Annotated in this window: 26 protein-coding genes; 12 read left to right on the top strand and 14 right to left on the bottom strand. The window is 37.4% G+C overall.

Annotated elements, in window-relative coordinates; all coding sequences use genetic code 11:
• Positions 1 to 179 precede the first annotated feature (179 nt).
• Entirely contained in the window at positions 180 to 1,928 is a 1,749-nt protein-coding gene (locus tag MKY80_RS03510; RefSeq protein ID WP_276526275.1) for an ABC transporter ATP-binding protein, read from the bottom strand.
• Between the two features lie 112 nt (positions 1,929 to 2,040).
• Here MKY80_RS03510 and MKY80_RS03505 point away from each other — a divergent pair, with 112 nt between their 5' ends.
• The 4 genes from MKY80_RS03505 to MKY80_RS03490 all read left to right on the top strand — a co-directional run bounded on the left by MKY80_RS03505 (position 2,041) and on the right by MKY80_RS03490 (position 8,267).
• Positions 2,041 to 3,471 carry an ABC transporter permease gene (locus MKY80_RS03505; protein ID WP_089987228.1) on the top strand — a complete coding sequence of 477 codons (1,431 nt, stop codon included), beginning with the start codon at positions 2,041 to 2,043 and terminating at the stop codon, positions 3,469 to 3,471.
• A 13-nt stretch (positions 3,472 to 3,484) separates the two neighbouring features.
• A complete protein-coding gene (locus tag MKY80_RS03500) occupies positions 3,485 to 4,981 on the top strand; it encodes an ABC transporter permease (protein WP_089987229.1) in 1,497 nt (498 codons plus the stop codon).
• A 12-nt stretch (positions 4,982 to 4,993) separates the two neighbouring features.
• Positions 4,994 to 6,805, top strand: a complete 1,812-nt coding sequence (locus tag MKY80_RS03495; RefSeq protein ID WP_089987230.1) for an ABC transporter substrate-binding protein — start codon at positions 4,994 to 4,996, stop codon at positions 6,803 to 6,805.
• A 104-nt stretch (positions 6,806 to 6,909) separates the two neighbouring features.
• Positions 6,910 to 8,267 (top strand): IS3 family transposase gene (locus tag MKY80_RS03490; protein ID WP_085961709.1). Its coding sequence is split into 2 segments (ribosomal slippage): positions 6,910 to 7,363 and positions 7,363 to 8,267, totalling 1,359 coding nucleotides; the frame shifts between segments, so codons are not numbered across the junction.
• Positions 8,268 to 8,368: 101 nt separating this feature from the next.
• On the opposite strand, the gene MKY80_RS03485 is transcribed toward MKY80_RS03490, so the two are convergent.
• Entirely contained in the window at positions 8,369 to 8,950 is a 582-nt protein-coding gene (locus tag MKY80_RS03485; RefSeq protein ID WP_008174245.1) for a phosphatidylglycerophosphatase A, read from the bottom strand.
• A 113-nt stretch (positions 8,951 to 9,063) separates the two neighbouring features.
• Here MKY80_RS03485 and MKY80_RS03480 point away from each other — a divergent pair, with 113 nt between their 5' ends.
• The 3 genes from MKY80_RS03480 to MKY80_RS03470 all read left to right on the top strand — a co-directional run bounded on the left by MKY80_RS03480 (position 9,064) and on the right by MKY80_RS03470 (position 10,812).
• Positions 9,064 to 9,783 (top strand): alpha/beta hydrolase-fold protein, encoded by a 720-nt coding sequence (locus MKY80_RS03480; protein WP_089986711.1) that lies wholly within the window; start codon positions 9,064 to 9,066, stop codon positions 9,781 to 9,783.
• An 81-nt stretch (positions 9,784 to 9,864) separates the two neighbouring features.
• Positions 9,865 to 10,380 (top strand): YjcG family protein, encoded by a 516-nt coding sequence (locus MKY80_RS03475; RefSeq protein ID WP_008174247.1) that lies wholly within the window; start codon positions 9,865 to 9,867, stop codon positions 10,378 to 10,380.
• A 3-nt stretch (positions 10,381 to 10,383) separates the two neighbouring features.
• Positions 10,384 to 10,812 (top strand): GNAT family N-acetyltransferase, encoded by a 429-nt coding sequence (locus MKY80_RS03470; RefSeq protein ID WP_089986712.1) that lies wholly within the window; start codon positions 10,384 to 10,386, stop codon positions 10,810 to 10,812.
• Between the two features lie 119 nt (positions 10,813 to 10,931).
• Here the strand turns inward: MKY80_RS03470 and MKY80_RS03465 are convergent, their stop codons facing one another.
• The 6 genes from MKY80_RS03465 to MKY80_RS03440 form a co-directional block, all read right to left on the bottom strand.
• Positions 10,932 to 11,180 carry a stage VI sporulation protein F gene (locus tag MKY80_RS03465; RefSeq protein WP_008174251.1) on the bottom strand — a complete coding sequence of 83 codons (249 nt, stop codon included), beginning with the start codon at positions 11,178 to 11,180 and terminating at the stop codon, positions 10,932 to 10,934.
• 138 nt (positions 11,181 to 11,318) lie between these two features.
• Positions 11,319 to 11,501: a YjcZ family sporulation protein gene (locus tag MKY80_RS03460; RefSeq protein WP_012292972.1), complete on the bottom strand. Its 183-nt coding sequence runs from the start codon at positions 11,499 to 11,501 to the stop codon at positions 11,319 to 11,321.
• A gap of 65 nt (positions 11,502 to 11,566) precedes the next feature.
• Positions 11,567 to 11,926, bottom strand: coding sequence for a stage V sporulation protein AE (gene spoVAE, locus MKY80_RS03455; RefSeq protein WP_008174255.1), 360 nt, complete (start codon positions 11,924 to 11,926; stop codon positions 11,567 to 11,569).
• 16 nt (positions 11,927 to 11,942) lie between these two features.
• The gene (locus MKY80_RS03450; protein ID WP_008174258.1) at positions 11,943 to 12,938 is read right to left on the bottom strand and encodes a stage V sporulation protein AD; all 996 of its coding nucleotides are present in this window, start codon (positions 12,936 to 12,938) and stop codon (positions 11,943 to 11,945) included.
• Positions 12,932 to 13,387, bottom strand: a complete 456-nt coding sequence (gene spoVAC, locus MKY80_RS03445) for a stage V sporulation protein AC (protein WP_008174259.1) — start codon at positions 13,385 to 13,387, stop codon at positions 12,932 to 12,934. Before spoVAC ends, MKY80_RS03450 begins: the two co-directional genes overlap by 7 nt.
• Positions 13,388 to 13,789, bottom strand: a complete 402-nt coding sequence (locus tag MKY80_RS03440) for a YhcN/YlaJ family sporulation lipoprotein (RefSeq protein ID WP_225316259.1) — start codon at positions 13,787 to 13,789, stop codon at positions 13,388 to 13,390.
• A 125-nt stretch (positions 13,790 to 13,914) separates the two neighbouring features.
• Between MKY80_RS03440 and MKY80_RS03435 the strand changes: the two genes are divergently transcribed.
• A complete protein-coding gene (locus MKY80_RS03435; protein WP_008174263.1) occupies positions 13,915 to 14,439 on the top strand; it encodes a CotY/CotZ family spore coat protein in 525 nt (174 codons plus the stop codon).
• A 65-nt stretch (positions 14,440 to 14,504) separates the two neighbouring features.
• Here MKY80_RS03435 and MKY80_RS03430 read toward each other — a convergent pair whose 3' ends face one another.
• The 6 genes from MKY80_RS03430 to MKY80_RS03405 form a co-directional block, all read right to left on the bottom strand.
• Complete coding sequence (locus MKY80_RS03430) at positions 14,505 to 14,909, bottom strand: hypothetical protein (RefSeq protein WP_258954813.1); 405 nt, start codon at positions 14,907 to 14,909, stop codon at positions 14,505 to 14,507.
• Between the two features lie 53 nt (positions 14,910 to 14,962).
• Positions 14,963 to 16,339 (bottom strand): magnesium transporter, encoded by a 1,377-nt coding sequence (gene mgtE, locus MKY80_RS03425; protein WP_089986713.1) that lies wholly within the window; start codon positions 16,337 to 16,339, stop codon positions 14,963 to 14,965.
• A gap of 285 nt (positions 16,340 to 16,624) precedes the next feature.
• Complete coding sequence (locus MKY80_RS03420) at positions 16,625 to 17,533, bottom strand: RluA family pseudouridine synthase (RefSeq protein ID WP_303622088.1); 909 nt, start codon at positions 17,531 to 17,533, stop codon at positions 16,625 to 16,627.
• A 1-nt stretch (position 17,534) separates the two neighbouring features.
• On the bottom strand, positions 17,535 to 18,329 hold the full coding sequence (locus MKY80_RS03415) for an NAD kinase (protein ID WP_025116813.1): 795 nt from the start codon (positions 18,327 to 18,329) through the stop codon (positions 17,535 to 17,537).
• Positions 18,326 to 18,997, bottom strand: coding sequence for a GTP pyrophosphokinase family protein (locus tag MKY80_RS03410; protein WP_008181494.1), 672 nt, complete (start codon positions 18,995 to 18,997; stop codon positions 18,326 to 18,328). Before MKY80_RS03410 ends, MKY80_RS03415 begins: the two co-directional genes overlap by 4 nt.
• A gap of 53 nt (positions 18,998 to 19,050) precedes the next feature.
• Positions 19,051 to 19,434: a hypothetical protein gene (locus MKY80_RS03405; RefSeq protein WP_036123426.1), complete on the bottom strand. Its 384-nt coding sequence runs from the start codon at positions 19,432 to 19,434 to the stop codon at positions 19,051 to 19,053.
• 127 nt (positions 19,435 to 19,561) lie between these two features.
• On the opposite strand from MKY80_RS03405, the gene MKY80_RS03400 reads away from it, so the two are divergent.
• From MKY80_RS03400 to MKY80_RS03385, 4 genes are all read left to right on the top strand, one after another.
• A complete protein-coding gene (locus MKY80_RS03400; protein WP_008181498.1) occupies positions 19,562 to 20,149 on the top strand; it encodes a CYTH domain-containing protein in 588 nt (195 codons plus the stop codon).
• A gap of 28 nt (positions 20,150 to 20,177) precedes the next feature.
• A complete protein-coding gene (locus MKY80_RS03395; RefSeq protein WP_253734931.1) occupies positions 20,178 to 20,945 on the top strand; it encodes a lytic transglycosylase domain-containing protein in 768 nt (255 codons plus the stop codon).
• 216 nt (positions 20,946 to 21,161) lie between these two features.
• Positions 21,162 to 21,569 (top strand): hypothetical protein, encoded by a 408-nt coding sequence (locus tag MKY80_RS03390; RefSeq protein WP_008181502.1) that lies wholly within the window; start codon positions 21,162 to 21,164, stop codon positions 21,567 to 21,569.
• Positions 21,562 to 22,371, top strand: coding sequence for a DsbA family protein (locus tag MKY80_RS03385; RefSeq protein WP_008181503.1), 810 nt, complete (start codon positions 21,562 to 21,564; stop codon positions 22,369 to 22,371). The genes MKY80_RS03390 and MKY80_RS03385 overlap by 8 nt, the downstream gene beginning before the upstream one ends.
• Positions 22,372 to 22,396: the final 25 nt, after the last annotated feature.

Below are 22,396 nucleotides of genomic sequence, written 5' to 3'. Positions count from 1 at the left end.
TATTTTTCTATAATTCTTTGAATGTATTAAAAGACTTCCATTATATGCAACTACATTTTATTTATGCAAAATAAATAATGTAGATATTCCATCTAGGCTCTAATATAGTTTAATTAAAGGTTGTTCATTTTCAGCGGAAACCTGCCAAATGTCTCTATTGTACTATAATATGGCAGCCATCATGTTGAAACGGCAACCCAATGATTTGGAAAAACTTCTACAAGCTGGCTATTTTCTACCTCGTAGTGAACTTTCACGTCGTCTGTATTTTCCGCATCACTATATTTCTGCTTTTCAATCGCTGGATCGGGGATTGGTATGGACTGTAATAATGCACGTGTATAGGGATGCTGAGGATTAGCATATAGCTCCTCACTTTCAGCTAATTCTACAATTTTCCCCGCATACATAACTGCTACCCGATCACTAATATGCTTCACCATCGATAAATCATGTGCAATAAATAAATACGTCAACCCAAGATTTTGTTGTAATTCCTTTAGTAAATCCACAATCTGTTTTTGAATGGATACATCTAAGGCTGACAAAGGTTCATCACAAACTATAAAATTAGGCTCAACCGCTAATGCTCTAGCAATCCCAATACGTTGTCGTTGACCTCCTGAGAATTCATGTGGATAACGCATAGCGTGTTCTTTCTTCAAACCAACAAGCTCAAGCAGTTCCTCTACCCGTCCTAGTCTTTCACTATGTGATTTCACTAGACCATGAATATCAAGTGCTTCCCCAATAATATCTAAGATTTTTTTACGAGGATTTAACGATGAATAGGGATCTTGGAAAATTATTTGCATATGGCGACGCATCGCCTTTAACTGCTTTTTCGTTAGTCTCGTTACAGGAATCCCTTGGTATAAAACTTCTCCATTAGTAGGCTGATGAAGCTGTAGAATTGTTCGACCAGTGGTAGATTTACCTGATCCTGATTCGCCTACTAAGCCTAAAGTTTCCCCTGGGAGTATATGGAATGATAAATCATTGACAGCTCTTAATGTTTGGCCTTTTCCTAATGAAAATTCCTTTGACAGATGTGTGACTTCGATCAAAGGTTTATTTGGATCAATACCTGGTTGGATAGTAGAAATTTCTTTTGGCTGCTTTTTTTCATGTAGCTTTGGTAGCGCATTCAATAATTTTTGGGTGTATGGATGCTGCGCATTTGCAAAAATCTCTTCCGTCGTACCCTGTTCAACAATTTCTCCTTCTTTCATGACAATGAGACGATCACACATACCAGCAACGACACCTAAATCATGTGTAATTAAAATAATAGATGTGCCCATTTTCTTTTGCATATCTCGCATCAATTTCAAAATTTGGGCTTGAATAGTTACATCCAATGCTGTCGTTGGCTCATCCGCAATCAGCAGTGACGGATTACATGCAAGTGCCATAGCTATCATTACACGTTGTCGCATACCACCTGAAAATTCATGTGGATATTGTCGATAACGCTCTTCTGCATCCCGAATGCCAACAAGTTTTAATAATTCAATGGTTTGCGTATAGGCTTCCGTCTTTGACATGGATTGATGCTTGATTAAACTTTCAGCCACTTGATCTCCTATTCGTATGGTAGGGTTTGTAGATGTCATAGGATCCTGGAAAATCATGCTAATATCTTTTCCACGAATTGTTTCCATTTGTTTTTCTACTAATTCCGTTAACTCCTGACCTTTGAACTTAATAGTGCCAGATTTTAAAAATGAAGGTGGAGATGGTAATAAGCGCATAATGGAGCGTGCTGTTACACTTTTCCCACTCCCAGACTCACCTACAATTCCGAGTGTTTCACCTTTATTTAGATGGAAGCTTACATCTTTTACAGCTTCAAACTCTGTCTCCCCGGTAAGAAAGGAAACACGAAGATTATTGATTTCTAAAAGCTTTTCGCTCATTCGAATCATCCTTTTTAAAATTTGTGATTGACTTACTTTCATGTATAATCCATACTTTACAATACTGATAGGAATTATACAATATAGTGTTGAATATTTTATTAACGCTTGGAGGAAATGCATGGTTACTTCAAAAAATTATTTAAAACCAAAGGAATTTACGTTCTTTTCTATGGTTTATCAAAAAATAATGCACCAAAAGCCTTATAATATACTACTTTTTCTTTTAAGTATTTTGGTTCATCCATTTACATACTTTATCTATCGGAAAAAGAAACATTCAAATACTTATGACCAGGCTTTTGAATTGCGTAGTCAGTATTACTTGAAGAATGGTTTATTTGCCCAATGGCAGCAATCTTTTGAACAGCAAGAAATAGCAAAAGCTTCATTTTTTCAAGAAGCTGTATCATCATCGCGAATACAGCAAACTGCTAATGAATTAGCCAAGAAAAGGCTTCAACAGCAAGTAGATCGTGATTTACAAAATGAAGGTATACAACCATTAACTTATGATCAATTTTTTAATCAGCAACTGAAAAACAAATATTTTGTAGCTCTTACCTTTCTACCAGCTGTTTTATTTTATGTAGTGCTAATTTTATTTGCGAACCCGTTTTTGCAATTTATCATTGAAAGAATTTTACAAAGCTTCATTGTGATTGTTGGTGTGGCAACATTAGTGTTTACAATTTTGTATCTATCACCTTTCGATCCAGCCAGAAACTTACTTGGCGTTGAGGCGACAGCAGAGCAAATAGCCAACTTTAATCGCATTCATGGTTTGGATCAACCTTATTTATCTCAATTATGGCATTCACTATCTGGCCTATTTACTTTTGACTTAGGCACATCCTTTGCAGGTAAAGAAGATATTACGCACAGCATTACAAATAAATTTCCTGTCACACTTGAAATAGCCGTATTATCACTGTTAATGGCTATTGCTATCGCCATTCCAGTCGGTATTATTTCAGCGGTTCGTCCTAATTCGTATTTGGATTATACATTTATGTTTATTGCTTTAATTGGTTTATCCATTCCAAGCTTTTGGCAAGGTTTAATTTTTATTTTAACGTTCGCGTTAAAGCTACAATGGTTTCCAGCGACCTATAACCCCCAAAATTGGTTATCCCTTATCATGCCAGTTATCGTCTTGGGGACATCCATTACGGCATCCATAGCTAGGATGACAAGGTCTAGTATGCTTGAGGTGATCCACGAGGATTACATTATTACAGCTAAAGCAAAAGGCTTGAATGAATTTAAAGTAATTTCAAAACATGCCATTCGTAATGCCATGATTCCGATTATTACGGTGATAGGACTTCTTTTTGGAGGTATGTTGGGAGGCGCATCTGTTACAGAAAAGGTATTCAATATTAGTGGGATTGGTAGCTATATTGTTGATAAACAATTTATTCCTGATATTCCCGCAATCCTTGGAGGCGTTGTTTATATCGCTATTACGATCTCCATTGTCAATTTATTGATTGATATCATGTATGCCTTTTTTGATCCACGCATTCGCTCGAAAATGAAGAAGTCTTAAAGGAGGATCACCTGTGAAAAACATCTTACATGTCAAACTACTTTTGAAGATTACACAGGAATATGTCAATTCTCATTTTACCTTTGTCTTTTCCTTACTGTTTTCTTTATTGTTTCTAGCCTATAGCTATAATTTTTCAACCCATAGCTGGCGACCAGTTGTTCTACTATTCTTTGTTATTTATGCCATTACTGCGATCTATGTGGCTTTTGTAAATTTACGAATAAAAAGAGATTTAGCAAAGTTTGGGGAGATTCAAAGAGGTACTCGTATTTTCGGCTATCCTCTACTATTAACCGTTCTTTCTGGCAATATTTTTTCTACATCATTTGCGTTTATGCTTGTGTCCACTAGAAAGACTGCCGAATATACGTTTGCTGCCTATGCCTTTATTACGCAATTATTCATCATTGGTATTGCAGCATTAAATTTATTTAAGCCTTATGTAACAGATACCTTTTTACTGGCGATGAGTGTTTTCTTCATACTTGCGCTTATTTATATCGTGATGACCATTTTATGCGTTAAGTTTGTCACACCAACAGCGGCTCCAAGATGGATGCTTATCCCTGGTATTTTATTACTATTGGCTACTTTCACTGGTAATCTATTTGCTACATTACTAGGTTATAGCCTTATTCAAAAGGCTATAAAGGCAAACCCTTCTTCTATTGAAAAGTGGCAAAAAATATGGGAAAAGATTTTACGAAATACGATGGCTGTATTCGGATTATTTTTCATTATTTTTATGTTTTCATTGTCCGTCACAAGTACTTGGACTTTTGACTATGACTTTGCTACAGAAAATAACTACGGTGCCCTGCTGCAAACACCATCATTAGAATATCCTCTAGGCACAGATAATTACGGGCGAGATTTATTTTCCCGTATTGTATTTGGGGCACGCATTTCATTAATCGTCGGATTTTTCTCAACGATTATTCCTGCGTTAGTCGGAGGCGCGTTAGGGGCATTTTCCGGCTATTACGGAAAAACAACTGACAATGTCATCATGCGAAGCCTAGATATTTTATATGCTATTCCGGGCATTCTGTTAGCCATTGCTATTATTGCTGCATTTGGTGCTAATACGATCAATCTCATTATTGCACTTAGTGTTGGGGCAATTCCAACCTATGCACGTACAATGCGGGCGAATGTCATGCAGCTAGCAAATTTTGAATTTGTGGAATCCGCCCGAGCTTTGGGGGCATCTGATGCGGCCATTATTTTCAAGCACATTGTTCCTAATTCATTAGCACCCATGATTGTTAAGGCAACACTTACGATTGGTGGAGCTGTTATTTCAACAAGTAGTTTAAGTTTTTTAGGGCTTGGTATTGAGCCACACATTCCCGAATGGGGCAATATTTTAAAGGTTGGTAGTACGTACCTGGAAACTCATTCATATGTTGCGATTTTCCCAGGTCTTTGTATTATGCTTCTTGTCCTCTCCTTTAACTTCTTAGGAGATGGTTTACGAGATGCTTTAGATCCAAAAACAAATTAATTGGAGGTACCTATGAAGAAATTACTTGTATTATTATTCGTCGCAGTATTAGCTTTAGCTGGCTGTGTACAGACGAAAACTGACGTAGAAGGAAGTAAAGATTCAAAAGATAGTGACAAGAGCAATGGCAAAGTAGCCATTGAAGTATTAGGCATGGCAGCTTCTGAAGAAGATATGAATATTGTTCGAGACCAATTAGTAAAAAACGGCTTTGATGTAAAGCTTAATATTCAACCAGATTACGGTTCATTCTCGGCCCAAAAAGAAGCAGGCAACTACGATCTTGCCCTTTCAAGCTGGACGACAGTAACAGGAAACCCGGACTATGCTGTTCGTGGATTATTTAAAACGGGTGGAGATTACAGTGTTGTTGCAGATTCAAAATTAGATGCCCTAATCGATGAGGCGAGTACATTAACTGGTGAAGAAGCAGCGGCTAAATATAAAGATTTAGAGCAATTACTAGTATTCGATCAAGCTTATATTGCGCCTTTATATATTTCCAATAAGTATCAAGGGATCTACTCGGAGTTAGTAAATCCTAAAACTGTACATTTACCAAAATCTCGTGCGCAAGTATGGGAAAAAATCGAATTTAATGATTCTGCTAAAAATGCAACTGAACCATTAATTTTACACCAAACAATTAATTCTCTTACTTCGCTAGATCCGATTAAAGGAAATGATGGTTCCATCAACACATTAAATACAAATATGTATGTTCGTCTTGTTAATTTAACAAACACGGATGACGTTGTTTCAGATGGTTCATTATCTTATAACCATGTAATGGCAGAAGGCAATCAAGACTATTACTTTATTTTACGCGATGATATTCATTTCGCCGCAGTGAAAGATGGTGCAGCTGTTGATACAGGTGATCTAGTATCTGCTGAAGATGTGGTCTTCTCATTAAACCGTGCTAAAGATGCTAATTCAGTACCAGATCACCGTACTTATAGTATCCATGAAAATATTGAAACAGTAGAGATTGTTTCAGATTTAGCTGAATTACAAAATAAAAAAGTATCTGGCTCTGATCAAACAGTTCTGGAAGCATTATCACAAAACCTCCCTGCATCTGTAGCGCAATTAGCAAAAGACAAAGGGTCTGTTAACAATGCTTCTGGTTCATACCAAGTTGTTAAAATTACAACACCAACACCATTCCCGCAAGTGTTAAACTATTTAGCACACCAATCTGGTGGTATTGTATCTGAAAAACAAGTAACAAGTATTAATACGTATGATGTAGCTAACTATGACCCTGACAAAGATATTGCCTATGGTGATCAAGCTACAATCACTGAAGGATCAGCAACTTTCAACAATCAACTTTATGCAAGTGGTCCTTATATTTTAGTAAAGAAAAATGATTATGAAGCACAATTTGTGAAAAATCCTGCCTACCGTGTTGGTAGTGAGTATGAACCAAAAATTTCGAAAATCAATGTTCGTTTCATCTCTGATGTTGACAGTGCTTTATCAGCATTACGTAATGGAGAAATTCACGTTCTTCAAACAGTTCCAGAAACAAAACTGGATATTGTGAAATCTGACGATAAATTAACTTTAAATACTGCCGATAGCAATGCTGTTTCTTACTTACAAATGAATACATCTGGTCGCGCAGTTTCAGATTCAGCTGACTTACGTAAAGCGATTTTGTACTCCATCAACCAAGACGAGTTCATTAGCTATTACCAAGGCAATAAGAAACCTGCTATATCAACTGTATCTCCTTTAGTTGACACTGGGTTAAAACTTGAAGCCGATAGCGAAAAAGTAAAAGAATTTTTAAAAGCCTATAACGATAAAAAGTAATAAAGGGATTTTTTAAAAGAATAAAATGACAAAAGCCATTGAGAGTAAAATTGAACTGCCCCGTAAAAGTTAGACATTAATCTAACTTTTACGGGGGTTTTTTTATGACAAAAGTAAGTGTTGAACAACGTATTCAAGCAGTTCAACGATATTTAAATGGAAATGAAACTTTGATCGAAATTGCGAATGATATCGGTGTGACAGCTCAGATTGTCAGTGAATGGGTTCGCCGTTATCAAAAAAATGGCGTAGAGACTTTCTTAAAGTCCTATACAAACTATTCAGCTGACTATAAAATGAATGTACTTAATTATATGAACGAGACAGGTACATCTTCGAGAGACACAGCTGCACTATTCAATATTTCATCTCCTGGCATGATTCGGAATTGGAAGTTGAAGTTTGAAGTTGGTGGTTATGATGCTCTTGTTTCTAAGAAAAAGGGGCATCTATCTATGAAAAAAGAGACAAAAAGAACAACGAAATCAACACCAGCTGAAGGATCTGTTGAGGCGTTAGAAGCACGAATCAAACAATTAGAAATGGAGAATGCGTACTTAAAAAAGTTGAATACTTTAGTTCAAATGCAAGAAAAATTACCAATCAAATCAAAGCGCAAGTAATTTATGAACTAAAGGAAATCTATGAAGTAGTGGAATTAATCAAAGTCGCTGATATTCCACGTAGTACGTATTATTACTGGGAAAAGCGTTTGAATCGTCATGATAAATACGCTGATGTGAAAGTCGCAATTCAGTCCATTTATCATGAACATAAGGGACGTTATGGTTATCGTCGGATCACCAAAGAACTAAAAAAATTTGGTATTCATCATGATCCGAAAACGATTAACTGCTTGATGAATGCCATTGGCATAAAGTGTGAAGTCCGCATGAAGAAATATCGTTCGTATAAAGGTAACGTCGGAAAAATTGCCCCAAACATATTACAACGCGATTTTACAGCGGAAAAAATGAACGAGAAATGGGTAACAGACGTGACAGAGTTCCATCTATTTGGTGAGAAACGCTATTTATCACCCGTCCTTGATCTATGTAATGGCGAAATCATTGCATACTCGGTTATGAAGCGTCCAGTGTATAAACTAGTCCATAATATGTTAGAACAAGCATTGGAGCGCCTTGAATCAAGTGATCAAGTTATTCTTCATTCAGATCAAGGTTGGCATTATCAAATGAAAAAGTATCAACAAACATTAAAGCAACATGGTATTACGCAGAGTATGTCCCGTAAGGGTAATTGTTTGGACAACGCAGTCATCGAAAATTTCTTTGGCTTATTAAAATCTGAACTCCTGTATCTACAAGAATTTGAATCTATGGCACATTTTGAACAGGAGCTCAATGACTATATTCACTACTACAATCACAAACGAATGAAAGAAAAATTAAAAGACCTAAGCCCGGTGGAGTACCGAACTCAGGTCTTAGCAGTTGCTTAACTAAATATGTCTAACTTTTTTGGGTCAGATCAAAATTCTCGATGGCTTTGTCTATCCTTCCCCATATTTGAGAAAGTTATTTTTTATAGTAGAAACTCATTTTATATTTCATTATGTGATTTTGGCTTTGGTCCTAGCTCTTCTGGCTCGATATCCGCAAATGTCTCGCCCTCTTCCTCTAAATCACGCATACGGTGAGCAATTCGTGATGCTGCAGAAGCCGCGATACTGCCAACTAAATCATCTAAAAACGTGTTAACATGATGCCCAGGCTCAGTATCTAATTTTTTAATAATGCCAATTTTTTGCTTGTCTAAATGACCAAATGTGGTTACTGCAATGCTGCCATATGTAAAAACAGATCCTAGTGCGATTGTTTCGTCCACACCAAATAAACCTTCATCAGATTCTATAATTTGCTGTAATGGTGATGATAATAATTTTTTCTCAGCTAGCTCATCTAATTCAATTCCTACTAAAAGTGCATGTTGCACTTCTCGTTTACGCAGTACACGCTCAACCGAATGAACACAATGATCCAGTGTTAAACCTTCATTATAGGTTTTTTGCATTTCGTAAACAATTTTTGCGATATCCTCGATCGCCACACCTCTACGAATCAACGCGGCATGTGCTGCCTTCGCTACTTCATCAGAGTGCACACGAATACTTTTATTATGCATAAGCTACCCCTCATTTCGATTTTATTGCTAGTATAGTGCTAGCCCAACCTATTATACCTTTACTTTCGTAATATGGTACAATTTTGTTACAAACATAAGAAGGAGTGTCATCATTGGATAAGGGAACAGTACAGGATTTAGCATTCTATAGTGAGGCATTACAGGAAGAATTACAGCTCTATATTTATGTTCCTGCAAATTATTCTCCACTATATAAATACAACATTCTAATCGCATCAGATGGTAAAGATTATTTCCAGCTTGGTGGTATTACAAAGCTAGCTGATGAACTGATTGATGACTATGAAATCGAAAATTTAATTATTGCTTTTGTTCCATACAAAGATATTAACGATCGACGTCATAAATATATTCCTAGTGGTGAGCAGCATGAAGCTTATCTCCGCTTTTTAGCACATGAGCTAGTACCTTATTTAGATAACGAGTTTTCCACGTATCAAATGGGTATGAGTCGTGGAGTAATTGGAGATTCGATGGCTGCTACAGCTTCCTTAATGGCCGCATTAAAGTATCCCAGTATTTTTGGCAAGGTCATTCTTCAATCACCATACGTGGATGATGACGTTTTGAAGGCAGTCGAAAATTTCAAAGATCCAGCAGCCATTTCTATATACCATATAGTTGGTAAGGGTGAAGACCAAGTAGTGACTATGGATAAATCTGTGAAGGATTTTTTAACACCTAATCGTCAGCTCCATGATCTTATGATCCATAAAGGGTACTCTATATTTTATGACGAGTTTGATGGCAATCATACATGGAAATATTGGAAACCAGACCTTCGACGTGCATTAATTGAAAATTTTAATTAATGTGAGTGATTAAATTACGAAAATTGGATTTTCTGATATACTTAAATAGAAAAATTGTTTATTTACGGGAGGTAATGGACTATGAAGTACGGTATTGTGGCATTTCCATCAAAAAAATTGCAAGATTTAGCGAACACTTATCGCAAACGATATGATCCTCATTTTGCGAAGATTACACCGCATATGACGTTAAAAGACAGCTTTGATGCGTCTGAAGAAGAAATTCAAACCATCGTTAAGCAATTGGATGAGCTTGCTGCTAAATATGCGCCTTTAAACATTCATGCATCACGCATCAGTTCGTTTTTCCCTACAACCAATGCCATTTATTTCCGCATTGAACCAACTGAACAATTAGCTGCTTTCCAACATGAAATCCAAGAAAATATTTCTTATGGGGAAACGAAACATGTATTTGTACCTCATATTACAATCGCTCAAAAAATGTCGGATTCTGAGCATGACGACATCTTTGGTCAATTACGTATGACTGGTGTAGATGAAAAAGATACAATTGATCGCATTCATCTTCTATATCAATTAGAAGACGGTTCCTGGACAACATACGAAACATTCCGTTTGTCTGGAGCTGAGTGATGATTGTATAACGTTAAGATTGTTGAAACAAAGCAAGAACATGATGATGCGTTTACTGTACGAAAAAAAGTTTTTGTTGAAGAGCAAGGCGTTCCACTCCATTTGGAATGTGATGCTGAAGATGCAACTGCAACGCATTTTATTATGTATGAGGACGATGAGCCTGTAGGAGCAGCGCGTTTACGTAATATTGAAAACAATACAGCAAAAATTGAACGTGTTTGTATTTTACAATCTCAACGTGGTAAAAAATTAGGGGCTTTACTAATGAAGGAAATGGAGAAATACGCCATTTCTATCCCAAAAGAAACATTGAAGCTTCACGCGCAAAGCCATGCAATTCCATTTTACGAAAAGCTTGGCTATGCGGTAACTTCTCCAGAATTTCTGGATGCTGGTATTCCGCATCGAGCAATGGAGAAAAAAATTTAATGAAAGGGTGTTACGATATTGTTCAATGTCGTAACACCCTTTTTTAAACCAAAATCCGCTTGCCACCATTTATCTACTCTATCGTAACAAGCTGCTTTGCCAAGTAGATATGCCATGCGCTACTTCATCATTCTAGTGATTTTATCGAAATCTAGTGATGCTCCATCTTGAATAATAGATTGTACTAATTTATCTTCTAACTCTTGTGTAATCGTTCTGTTAGATATCTTAGCAACACGTCGTACGATTTTTCTTACTTGTTTTTCACTTGTAAAATCCGCATGTTGAATGGCATTGGCTAATGCGAAGATTTCATCCATCGAAACACCTGTTTTTTGCTCAATTGAATTAAATAACGAGCGATGCATGTTTTCCCTCCTATCATTAAAACTCAATTTGACCTTGCGACTTGCCCGAAGCATTCACAAATGGTGGAGGCCTTAACTTTATTTAGGTATGTGAACCCTCTAAATAAGAGTTAAAGCCTTTACAATATGTTCATCAAATTAGATGTAAGTAGCGCCAACAATAATTAAAAGAATAAATAGAACAACAATTAGAACAAATGTTGAACCATAGCCAGAGTTGTTGCCTCCACAATAACTATAGTTATTGCCTCCGCAATAGCTATTGTTCCACCCACCAACATTATTTCCATACGGTTGTGAGGACCAGCCTTGATATCCCATAAAAGCACCCCTCCCTTCTACAACCTATAATATGTTTGGGTTGTAGAAATGGGAGGGGTATTCGTCTAGTCGATATTTCCTTTAGGCTTAAAAATTAATGCACCAATAAAAGCAAAAACAATAGCAGCACTGATACCTGAGCTTGTTACTTTAAACATTCCTGTTAAGACGCCAACCAGTCCATGCTTTTCTGCCTCAGCCATTGCCCCGTGTGTTAGAGAATTACCAAAAGAGGTAATGGGTACGGTAGCTCCTGCGCCAGCAAAATTAATTAATGGCTCATATAACCCCATACCATCCAATATAGCACCGAGGACAACGAGTGTACTTAATGTATGGGCCGGTGTTAAATTACCGACATCCATTAATAATTGGCCGATGACGCAAATAATGCCTCCAACAATAAATGCAAATACAAATGTCATTACCATAATTTATGCCTCATTTCATTGTAATTTCGATGGCATGTGCCGTACATGGAATCGTCTCACCTTGTTGAAACGATAATGGAGACAATAATGCCCCAGTTGCCACTAGTAATACACGCTTATAGCTACCCGCTCGCATCTGCTGAAGAACGTAACTAAAAAAAACAGCTGCTGAACAGCCTGCACCACTTGCCCCTGATTGAAAGGATTCATCTTGCCCATAAAACTCAGCACCTGCATCGCGTAAAAGAGTTAGTTCCTCATTTTTCACACCATTTTCAACAAGCATTCCCTTCAAAAGCTTTAACCCAAGCTGACCTAAATCGCCCGTCAAAATTAAATCGTAATGATAAATTTTTTGATTTCGTTGTTGTAAATGAGATTGAATCGTTTGAAAGGCCGCAGGTGCCATTGCAGCACCCATATGGAAAGGATCATCCATGCCGTAATCCACAGATTTTCCAATTGTGGCAGCTTCGATGGAAGGATACTCTTCACGGTGTTTACCGATTAGCGCATAGCCAGCCGCTGTTACAGTCCATTGAGCAGTTTGTGGCTTTTGTGCACCGTAATTGATAGGATAACGAAATTGACGTTCTATCGCATTATGCTGACTTGACGCACCGGCTAATGAATAATTAGCAGCACCTAATTCTGTTAAAAGACAAGCAATAATGACGGAAGAAACAGAGGTGGCACACGCAGAAAATAGTCCAATAAATGGTATTTCTAAATCCCTTGCTGCAAAATTGGTCGGTGTCATTTGATTGACCAAATCTCCACCCATTAAATAATCAATATCTCCACCTTGTACGTTCATTTTCTTCATAGCCGCATCACATGCTTCTTCAATCATTTTACGATGCCCCTGTTCATTGGTTTTCATTTGCCAACGTTCATCATCATACACAGCATCAAAATACTGACTAAAAATACTTCGGTTCTCTAATGGGCCTGCTACAACTCCACCTGCTAATAGGGATGGTTTCGATTGAAAAACGATTACCATGAAACCACTCCTATCATCACGAAGATATATTTAATAAGTGCTACGAAAAACGCTGCTACTACACCAAATAAAACCACTGACCCTGCTAGCTTAAATAAATTACCGCCAACTCCTAATACTAAGCCCTCTGATCTATGCTCGATGGCTGCGGAAATAACGGCATTACCAAATCCAGTTACTGGCACTGATGAACCTGCCCCAGCAAATTGACCCATTCTTTTATATAGACCAAGCCCCGTTAGCAACATAGCAAAAAATACCATTGTAGCTACGGTTGGATTACCGGCTGTCGCTTCTGTAAAATTGAAGAATATAATATAAAAAAGGGACACAGCTTGGCCAATTGTACAAATAAGACCGCCGACAAAAAACGCCTTTGCTATATTCTTTATATATGGAGGCTTTGGTGTCACATTTTGCTCCAACTGCTGATATTGCTCTTTTTCCATTTATGTCTTCTCCTTTGCTAGCTCTTTAAGTTCTTTAATTTTATCGCTCAATTTATTATCTTCAATCTGATCCTTTTTTATTTTATTGGCTTCATAAAAAATTTTATAATCAGCTGAGACAAAAACATCTTTATTTGGATATTTCTCATCAAATTTTTTCTGCAACTTTTTCTCTAACTTAGTCTTTTTCCACTTTTCCCATGGTTTAATTTGTACTGCAACAAGCATACTATCGTCATAATGGATAACGGTTGATCGTTCCACATAGTCCTCTTCTTTTATAAGGGCTTCGACTTCACTTCCATTTTGGGATGGACCGTAGACGATAAATTTTTCTTTTTCAGCACAACCATTTAACAGCAAAACGACTAAGAGAGGTAACGTCATTCCAAGTAGCCTCAAGTTTTACCCTCCTTTTCTTTAAAGTTTCTCCACACATAAAAAAACTATTCATAGATACAATAGCCCGAGTCCAAATTTGAAAAGCACATATTGTAGAAGTAGTAACAAGGAAAGGAGGTGACAATATGGGTTGTGGTAAGCCAACAAATCCTATTGGACCAATCCATTCAGCAGGCTGCGTTTGTGACGTAGTGCGCGCTATTTTAGATATTCAAAATCAAGCGGTGCGAGATGAGTGTTCTCCATGTACAGCAAACTGTTTCTTAGAACCACTAGGCGGGATTGTTAGTCCTGCTCGCTCTCAAGCAGATACACGTGTATTTATGTTAATTACAAAAGATGGTACTCCTTTCAAAGCATTCTTTAATTCCCCAACTGCAGATCCTTGTATTTGTACATCCGTATTCTTCCGCGTTGAAGATATGTTTGATGAGTGTTGTGCGACTTTACGTGTTTTAGAACCTCTATGTACATTCGATTCTAGTGAAAGTACAGTAGATTTATTAAGTCGTGACGGCTGTTGCGTAAATATGAAGAAGATCTGTAAAGTGGATGATTGGAACTCAACAGATAGCTGTATTACTGTAGACTTATCTTGCTTCTGCGCTGTACAATGTATCGCTGATGTTGACTTAGGGATTTGTGACTAATTTCTTTCACCTTTGACACACACACATAAAAAAAAGTGTACAGCATCCTCTGCTGTACACTTTTTTTATAATGATGGTAATTGTCTTCCTCGCCAAAGGACTTGTTTTATATCTTCAAAATAAATGATTTCCTGTGTTTTTAATTCTAGTGAGGTAAGCATTAAAGAATCATTTTGTACATCTGAAGCAGAACCAGTTAATTTTCTACCATCTTTTAAACAAACTAGAAGCGGCTGATAGGCTCGCTGACGAAATGGCTTTTCTAAAAATTGAAGTTGTTTTAGTAAATGCGGATCCACTTCCACATCTTTTACAACTTCTTCTTCTTCTTCGTCAACCGTTTCATCTACATAAGTATTGTCCTTGACGTATACAGATGTACTTTCATCTAAATCAAGTTCATGCAACACCTTAGAAATATTTAAAAAATACGATGGTGATTTTATAAACAAGCGTGGTTCTTGACCCACAATACTCACTTCCCCTTTTTCCATACAATATGCGAAAGTAAGTAAATTGGTTCTTAGCCTATTTGACTTAAGAAAACTGTTGCTAAACCTAAATAAATTAAAATACTTGTAATATCATTTAAAGTTGTAATAAACGGGCCAGAGGCAACAGCTGGGTCAATTTTCAAACGGTGCATTAACAAAGGTATAAATGAACCAGCTAATGTCGCAACTAAAATCGAGCCACAAAGTGCAGCACCTACTAACATCCCAAGTACTAGTTCTTGTTTCCAAAAATAAACGATACCAATGACAATTAAGCCGCAAACAATTCCTGACATTAAGCCTGTGCCCGCTTCTCGTAGCAGTAATTTTAATTTACTATGTTCTTCTACATCACCTGTAGCAATACCTCGAATAGCTACGGCCAAAGCTTGTGTTCCACTATTCCCCGATGTTCCTGAAATCAACGGAATAAAGACTGCCAATAAGGCCACCTTATCTAAAGTATCCTCAAATTGCCCCATTAAATTGGCTGTTAGCATACCTAAAAACAGGAGTACCACCAACCATGGCAAACGTTTTCTGGCAGCTTGGAGTGGTGTGACATCAAATTTATCCATATCGGAAATACCGGCTAACTTAGAGTAATCCTCAGATGCCTCTTCATCAATAACGTCGATAATATCATCGACGGTAATAATCCCAAGTAATTCACCTTTATCATCAATAACAGGTGTCGCTAAGAAATTATAATCTTTCATTATATGTGCAACTTCCTCTTGGTCATCTCCTACATGTACCATAACGACACGTTCATTCATAATTGAACGAATAAGTGTATCCTCTTCGGCAATAATTAAATCTCTTAATGAAATAACACCCGTCAAACGGTGCTTTTCATCTACTACGAAAATATAATAAATGGTCTCAGCATCCGGTGCCTCTTTACGTAAAATGGCCATTGCTGAACGCACTGTAGAGTTTTCTGGAATAGCGACATATTCAGTTGTCATAATGGACCCAGCTGTATATTCATCATAGCTTAGTAGCTCATTAATTTCTTCAGCCGTTTCCTCATCCATCATTTCCAGATAACTTTCACGTTGTTCCATATCCAGTTCATTTAAAACATCGGCTGCATCATCTGCATACATATGAGAAAGCATTTCTGCCCCATAAGATGGATCCATTTCAGCTAGATATGCTTTATACTCATCATCTTCAATCTCGATTGCCTCAAAAATATCAGCCATTTCTGTTGGAGACAAGAACGAATAGATGATCTTCCTTATATCAGGTTCCACCTTTTCGTAAAACGTTGCCTGATCATATGGATGAAGTTCTAAAAACTCATCACGGAATGCGTCAATATTATGTGCTTCGAGCATGCCTCGTAAATGTGCTTCGTCAAATTGCACATCATCCTTTTCATTTCTATCCTCTATCATGCTTGTCCCCTCCTTCCGAGCTATCCATCATTATTACGGGCAATGCCGTAAATCTACCTTCTATATAATAGAGCGAATTATACCCTTCTGCAAACCCTTTTTTGTTTATTTCCACGAGGATTTACATGCCCTTCAATATAATGGTATTCCTTCCTAAAAAAACGTGACGTTTTCACTATACCCTATATTTGTACTTGTCAAATGAACAAGGTGTAAAGAACACTTTATTTACTATCAAAAATGATAAGGAGATGCCCGTCGTGCGAACATCTCCTTATCATAATATTAAGCGGAAGATCCTTTAAGCAAATTTTGCATATCTTCATTAAGCATACTTGTGAACTGCAAATGTTCACTTGTTAAGGGATGTGTCATATTTAAGGACACACAATGTAGTGCCTGACGGTCCATATGAAGTCGACTTCCTCCATAAAGTTCATCACCAACAAGTGGATGACCTAAAGACGACATATGTACACGAATTTGATGTGTACGTCCTGTATGCAATTTAAGAGCTACATGTGTCATCGGTTCATCCCCTAAATAAAAACGTTGGATGACGGTTACATCTGTATGAGCATATTGCCCATCCTCACGTACTTCTCGCTCAATAATGCTTGTTGCTTTACGCCCAATAGGTGCCACGATTGATTGGCTATCCTGGTCAACATGTCCGTGGACAATTGCCTCATATTGCCTTGAAATCTCCCCATTACGCTGAGCCAAGCCTGTTAAATGATGAATATGTGCATGCTTGGCAATACAGAGTAAACCTGAAGTATCTCGGTCAAGTCTCGTTACAATATGAGCAGTGGACGCTAATCCTTGCTGCTCAAAGTAGCCACAAACTAGATTGGCAACACTATTGGTTGGGTGTTCACGTGAGGGAATCGTACTTTGGTGAGCTGGTTTATTTAACACCAAGATTGTATCATCTTCATATACAATAGCCAAATCGCCATGCTCGATCATGAGCCCCTCACTCTTTTCCTCAGGAGGAAATGTCACTTCCACACAATCATCAACTTGAAGAGCATATCTCACATTACGTTCGATCCCATTCACCGTTAATAATCCCCCATCGAACTTTATAGCTGTTAATGCTCGCTTAGATATACGCCATTCTTGTAGAGCTTCTCGTAATAATTGGCCTTCTTTCTTAGCCATAAAGCGCAATGTAAATCTTGTATCCATCTTACTCATTTGCAACGAAAGATTCATGCACACGTTCCCAAAATGGGAATGGACGGAAACGTGCGAAACGTACCCTTTCATTAGCCACGTTAAATACAATTGCCTTTACATCACCCTGTGTAATTTGTAAATGGTCCACAGTCATATTAAAGTTTTGTTCATTTACTGGACGTAAAACACAATGATGGTGGGCGGGTAAAATTAATGGAGAACCAACTGTCCTAAATACACGATTATTAATCGATGCAATTTCTGTAATTTGAAGTGCTGCTAAAGTTGGATGGATGATTGCTCCTCCAAGCGCTTTATTGTAGGCTGTACTTCCAGAAGGAGTTGACACACAAAGACCATCTCCTCTGAAACGCTCGAATTGATTGCCATTTAACTCAACGTCCATTACCAGTGTGACATCTGGCGATTTAACTGTTGCCTCGTTTAAAGCTAGATACGTATTTGATTCTGCATTATGATGCTCCACCTTCACTTCTAACAGCGGATATTCCACCACATTAAAATCCTTTTTAGCAATGGACAAAACTAATTTTTCTAATTCTGAAGGCTTCCAGTCTGCATAAAAACCTAGGTGTCCTGTATGGATGCCGACAAATGCCACTTGATCTAATAAATGAGAATATCGATGAAAGGCATGTAAAAGCGTTCCATCTCCACCTATAGAGACAACAATTTCTGGTGCTTCCTCATCATACGTTAAGCCAAAATCCTGTAAGTAGGTTTTAGCTAGCTCCATTAGCTCATTGGATTGTGCATCTCGACGTGATTGAATCGCAAATTTCATTGTGAGTCACGCTCCTTCTCCGATAGTAAATTAGGATTCGATGCTTCCTTGTATTCGCTGAAATACGCCTGTGCTTCTTGAATTTCACTACGAATAGATGACATTTCCTCATCTAAGCGAAATGCCGCCTCAGCCGCACTTTGCAAGCGATTTTTTATTTCCTCTGGGAACATGCCCTTATATTTATAATTTAAAGAGTGCTCAATAGATGCCCAAAAATTCATAGCGAGTGTTCGTATTTGGATTTCGGCTAACACTACCTTTTTCCCCTGAATCGTTTCAACAGGGTATTCAACAATCATATGGTAGGAGCGATAACCACTTGGCTTATTATGTGTAATATAATCGCGTTCTTCCACTACACGCATATCTTTTCGTTGACGAATAAGCTCCGTTACTGTAGCAATATCATCAACAAATTGACACATAATTCGAAGACCGGCAATATCACCGAGTTCATCACCAAGTTGTTTAGATGGCTCAAAAGCTAACCCTTTTTCCAATGTTTTATCATATATACTTGCTAAGGGCTTTACACGACCTGTTACAAATTCGATAGGTGAATTGGCATTAACAATACCGAATTGCGAACGCATGCCCTTTAATTTTACTTTTAGTTCATCTACTGCTTGTTTATAAGGACTTAAAAATATTTCCCATTGTCCCATCACAAAAACCTCCCGACATTCGGTATCGAACACCGTCTGTTCGTTTTGTCTTTCTATTCAGCGAGAATTGCCTTGAAGTGTTGTTCCACTGTTTGGACAAATTCTGCCCCGTAATTGTAATTTCCTTCAATATTATACACGAGCATTTCCAATTCATCGTAGAAATTTGTAAGCTCGATTGCTTCTTCACTTATTCGTAGTATTGGATCTTTCTTTTTTTGTAAAATATGTACAAGATTCTCCCAACTACTCGGTGGAAAACGCAAGTAATGATAGTCTTCGCCTGCATCCAGTAGATAAATAAATGCAAAATCATCTGAATCTGCAATAAGTTGTCCAGCAGGTTTTAACTGTAAATTTACTTCATTGTCGTTTAAACTAAAATGAAGTTGATCTTGTTCAAAATTCGATGTTTCTATTGTATAAATTTTACGCACGTGCGGTTCCCCTTTTCGTTGTACTCTTCCTCTTATTTTAGCACAGAGGGTAAATAGTTGCAGTGTGTAAATGTTAAATCAAGCGAAACAGCGAATGAAAAATAAAAAAATAAATAGGTGAATATAAATGACACAAGAAATTGAAATCGAGTTTAAAAATCTCCTAACTAAACATCAATACGAGCAACTATTACAAGATTTCCACATTCGTAATAATGCTATTCATCGTCAAACAAATCATTATTTCGACACACCTACTCATGCGATTCGCAAGCTACAAAGTGGACTGCGCATTAGGCAAATCGGTGAATATTATGAATGTACACTGAAAGAAAAAAATGCTGAGCATGCTCACCTTGAAACTACGGACCCATTAACAGCAGATCAAGCTCAGAAAATGCTGGAGGGCGAAGGCTTTTTTGCTCAAGAGGTTGCCAAAAAACTTGCCCTTCATGGCATTCCCTTAGACCAATTACGGGTGTTTGGCTCACTTACTACAGATCGTGTCGAAATTCCATATAAAGAGGGGCTTCTTGTTTTTGACCATTCTTACTATTTGCAGTGCGACGATTATGAGGTAGAATATGAAGCAAAAGATGCCATAAAAGGAAAAGCAATCTTCGACGAATTTTTACAACAATATGGTATTCCAAAGCAGGAAACTGATAAGAAAATCGCCCGCTTTATGAAGGCTTTACAGCAGCAAAATTTATAATAGTATAAAAAGAAAGGTGACTAACTTCTTGGATATTCAATCACTAAGATCTTTAATGGAGATTCAAGCATTACAAACACTTGGATCGACAGATGGTTCATCCACAAACGCTTTGACAGACAATCAATCTATTTTCTCTGACATGATGAATGAATTATTAGGGGATGCTTCAACTGCCAGCAATGCCAAGCTTTCTAGCTTACTAGGTTTAGGCACAGCAAACGCTGATATCTTCAATCAGTTAGCTAATACTTCAGAAGGCACGCTTGAATCATTGTTATACAAAGGTTCTAATGCTGTGTACATTCCTGAATCCGTTAAGCAGGCATTAACAAGCTCTTATGAGCATACAAAACTTGATTCCTATGTTTCAGATAATGTGATTGGCTCAACTGCCTATGCAAACTCCTTGGCAGGAGCAGATCAATATGCTGCTATTATCGAAAAGGCCTCAGCAACCTATGGTGTACCTGAGAAGCTTATTGCAGCCGTTATAAAACAAGAATCTAATTTTAATCCATCTGTAGTTAGTCATGCAGGAGCCCAAGGCTTGATGCAATTAATGCCTCAAACAGCACAGTATCTAGGAGTTACCAATGCTTTTGATCCAGAACAAAATATTATGGCTGGGGCAAAATATTTGCGCCAAATGCTAGATAAGTTTAATAATGATCCTACACTAGCATTAGCAGCCTATAATGCTGGCGCTTCTCGTGTCACAAAATATGGAGGCATCCCTCCTTTCAAAGAAACACAGAATTATGTCAAAAAAGTAATGAATTACTTCACCGTGTAATCGCATTATTCTTACTATCTATCTATTTTCCAACAAATTTCACCCTCTGTGGTGAAATTTGTGCTTTTATAGCGAACAACAATTCGAAAGAGCTCTTTATTTGTGAAAACGAAAAGACGTTGATAGAATGAAGGTAGTCACAAGAAATTCACATTTTAATGACGGAGTATGTAAATGGTACTTTACGATATAAAGAATTAAAGGAGCATATAACTTATGAGTCGAAAATACACTGTTCCTTATGAGGAGCTGGGGGCTGAAAAACTGGCAGAGCTTATTCATGCATTCTATAAAAGAGTTGCTCAGCATCCTGATCTTATTCCAATCTTTCCAGAGGATTTAACAGAGACAGCCCGTAAGCAAATTCAATTTCAAACACAGTATTTAGGTGGACCAAATCTCTTTACTGAAGAACATGGACATCCAATGATGCGTGCACGTCATATGAATTTTCCGATTACACCAGATCGCGCACAAGCTTGGCTGGAATGTATGTCAGAAGCTATGGATGAAGTAGGTTTGGAAGGGAAGTTCCGTGAAACTTATTATCAACGTTTAGTATTAACAGCTCATCACATGGTTAATACGCCTAATGACGATGAGGGGGAATTGTTACGTGAATAATATTCAAATGCTACAAGAACCAACGCCAACGATTTCTACTGCCAATAAGCCTATTGAATTGTATATTTTCGTAGATCCACTTTGTCCTGAAGCTTTTAGTATGCAAGCTGTACTTCGTAAATTACAGCTTGAATACAACCATTACTTCACTTGGCGTTTTGTTCTAAGCACTGAGCTTACTTCTTTAAACTGCTTAAGCAAGCGTGTAAAGGGTTGTATATCAGGCATAGAGCTAGATATTAATCATCCTGTATTACCTTCTATCGCTATTAAAGCGGCCGAATTACAGGGCAAACGCGCAGGTGCACGATATTTATCGAAATTACAAGAATATGTATTACTAAGCCATCAAGATGTAAACTCCTATGCTACTCTTTTAAAGATCGCAGAGGATATTCAACTAGATATGAATGAATTTACCGTTGACTTCGGCTCAAAGGAAGCAGCACGAGCTTTCCAATGTGATTTATACATTAAACGTGAAATGGAAGTTGACGAAGTCCCAAGTATCGTATTTTTCAATGAATGTATAGAAGATGAGGGACTAAAGGTTAGTGGTAGCTATGCCTATGAAGTTTATGAACATATTTTAGAAGAAATGCTCAATGAGCAGCTTGTACGTCAGCCTTTACCATCAATAGAGGACTTATTTTCAAAATTCCATACACTTTCTACAAATGAAATAGCATTTATCTATTCATTAACAGAACAAGCAGCCGAACGTGAACTAAAGAAACGTATGCTGCAACAAAAGATTGAACGAATCCAGACAACTCACGCTACATTATGGCGTCTTAAATAATACACGTTAAGGACTTAGCTAATGA

Origin of the sequence: Lysinibacillus sp. FSL R5-0849, from assembly GCF_038595075.1 — a bacterium.
In the GTDB taxonomy this organism is placed as follows: domain Bacteria; phylum Bacillota; class Bacilli; order Bacillales_A; family Planococcaceae; genus Lysinibacillus; species Lysinibacillus fusiformis.
This window is presented reverse-complemented; position numbering and strand designations above follow the sequence as displayed.

Coding starts and splice junctions, on each gene's coding strand:
- MKY80_RS03510 (WP_276526275.1), bottom strand. CDS start 1,928: ATGATTCGAATGAGCGAAAAGCTTTTAGAAATCAATAATCTTCGTGTT.
- MKY80_RS03505 (WP_089987228.1), top strand. CDS start 2,041: ATGGTTACTTCAAAAAATTATTTAAAACCAAAGGAATTTACGTTCTTT.
- MKY80_RS03495 (WP_089987230.1), top strand. CDS start 4,994: ATGAAGAAATTACTTGTATTATTATTCGTCGCAGTATTAGCTTTAGCT.
- MKY80_RS03485 (WP_008174245.1), bottom strand. CDS start 8,950: ATGCATAATAAAAGTATTCGTGTGCACTCTGATGAAGTAGCGAAGGCA.
- MKY80_RS03475 (WP_008174247.1), top strand. CDS start 9,865: ATGAAGTACGGTATTGTGGCATTTCCATCAAAAAAATTGCAAGATTTA.
- MKY80_RS03465 (WP_008174251.1), bottom strand. CDS start 11,180: ATGCATCGCTCGTTATTTAATTCAATTGAGCAAAAAACAGGTGTTTCG.
- MKY80_RS03460 (WP_012292972.1), bottom strand. CDS start 11,501: ATGGGATATCAAGGCTGGTCCTCACAACCGTATGGAAATAATGTTGGT.
- spoVAE (WP_008174255.1), bottom strand. CDS start 11,926: ATGACATTTGTATTTGCATTTATTGTTGGAGGCATTATTTGCGTCATC.
- MKY80_RS03450 (WP_008174258.1), bottom strand. CDS start 12,938: ATGGTAATCGTTTTTCAATCGAAACCATCCCTATTAGCAGGTGGAGTT.
- spoVAC (WP_008174259.1), bottom strand. CDS start 13,387: ATGGAAAAAGAGCAATATCAGCAGTTGGAGCAAAATGTGACACCAAAG.
- MKY80_RS03435 (WP_008174263.1), top strand. CDS start 13,915: ATGGGTTGTGGTAAGCCAACAAATCCTATTGGACCAATCCATTCAGCA.
- mgtE (WP_089986713.1), bottom strand. CDS start 16,339: ATGATAGAGGATAGAAATGAAAAGGATGATGTGCAATTTGACGAAGCA.
- MKY80_RS03420 (WP_303622088.1), bottom strand. CDS start 17,533: ATGGATACAAGATTTACATTGCGCTTTATGGCTAAGAAAGAAGGCCAA.
- MKY80_RS03415 (WP_025116813.1), bottom strand. CDS start 18,329: ATGAAATTTGCGATTCAATCACGTCGAGATGCACAATCCAATGAGCTA.
- MKY80_RS03410 (WP_008181494.1), bottom strand. CDS start 18,997: ATGGGACAATGGGAAATATTTTTAAGTCCTTATAAACAAGCAGTAGAT.
- MKY80_RS03400 (WP_008181498.1), top strand. CDS start 19,562: ATGACACAAGAAATTGAAATCGAGTTTAAAAATCTCCTAACTAAACAT.
- MKY80_RS03390 (WP_008181502.1), top strand. CDS start 21,162: ATGAGTCGAAAATACACTGTTCCTTATGAGGAGCTGGGGGCTGAAAAA.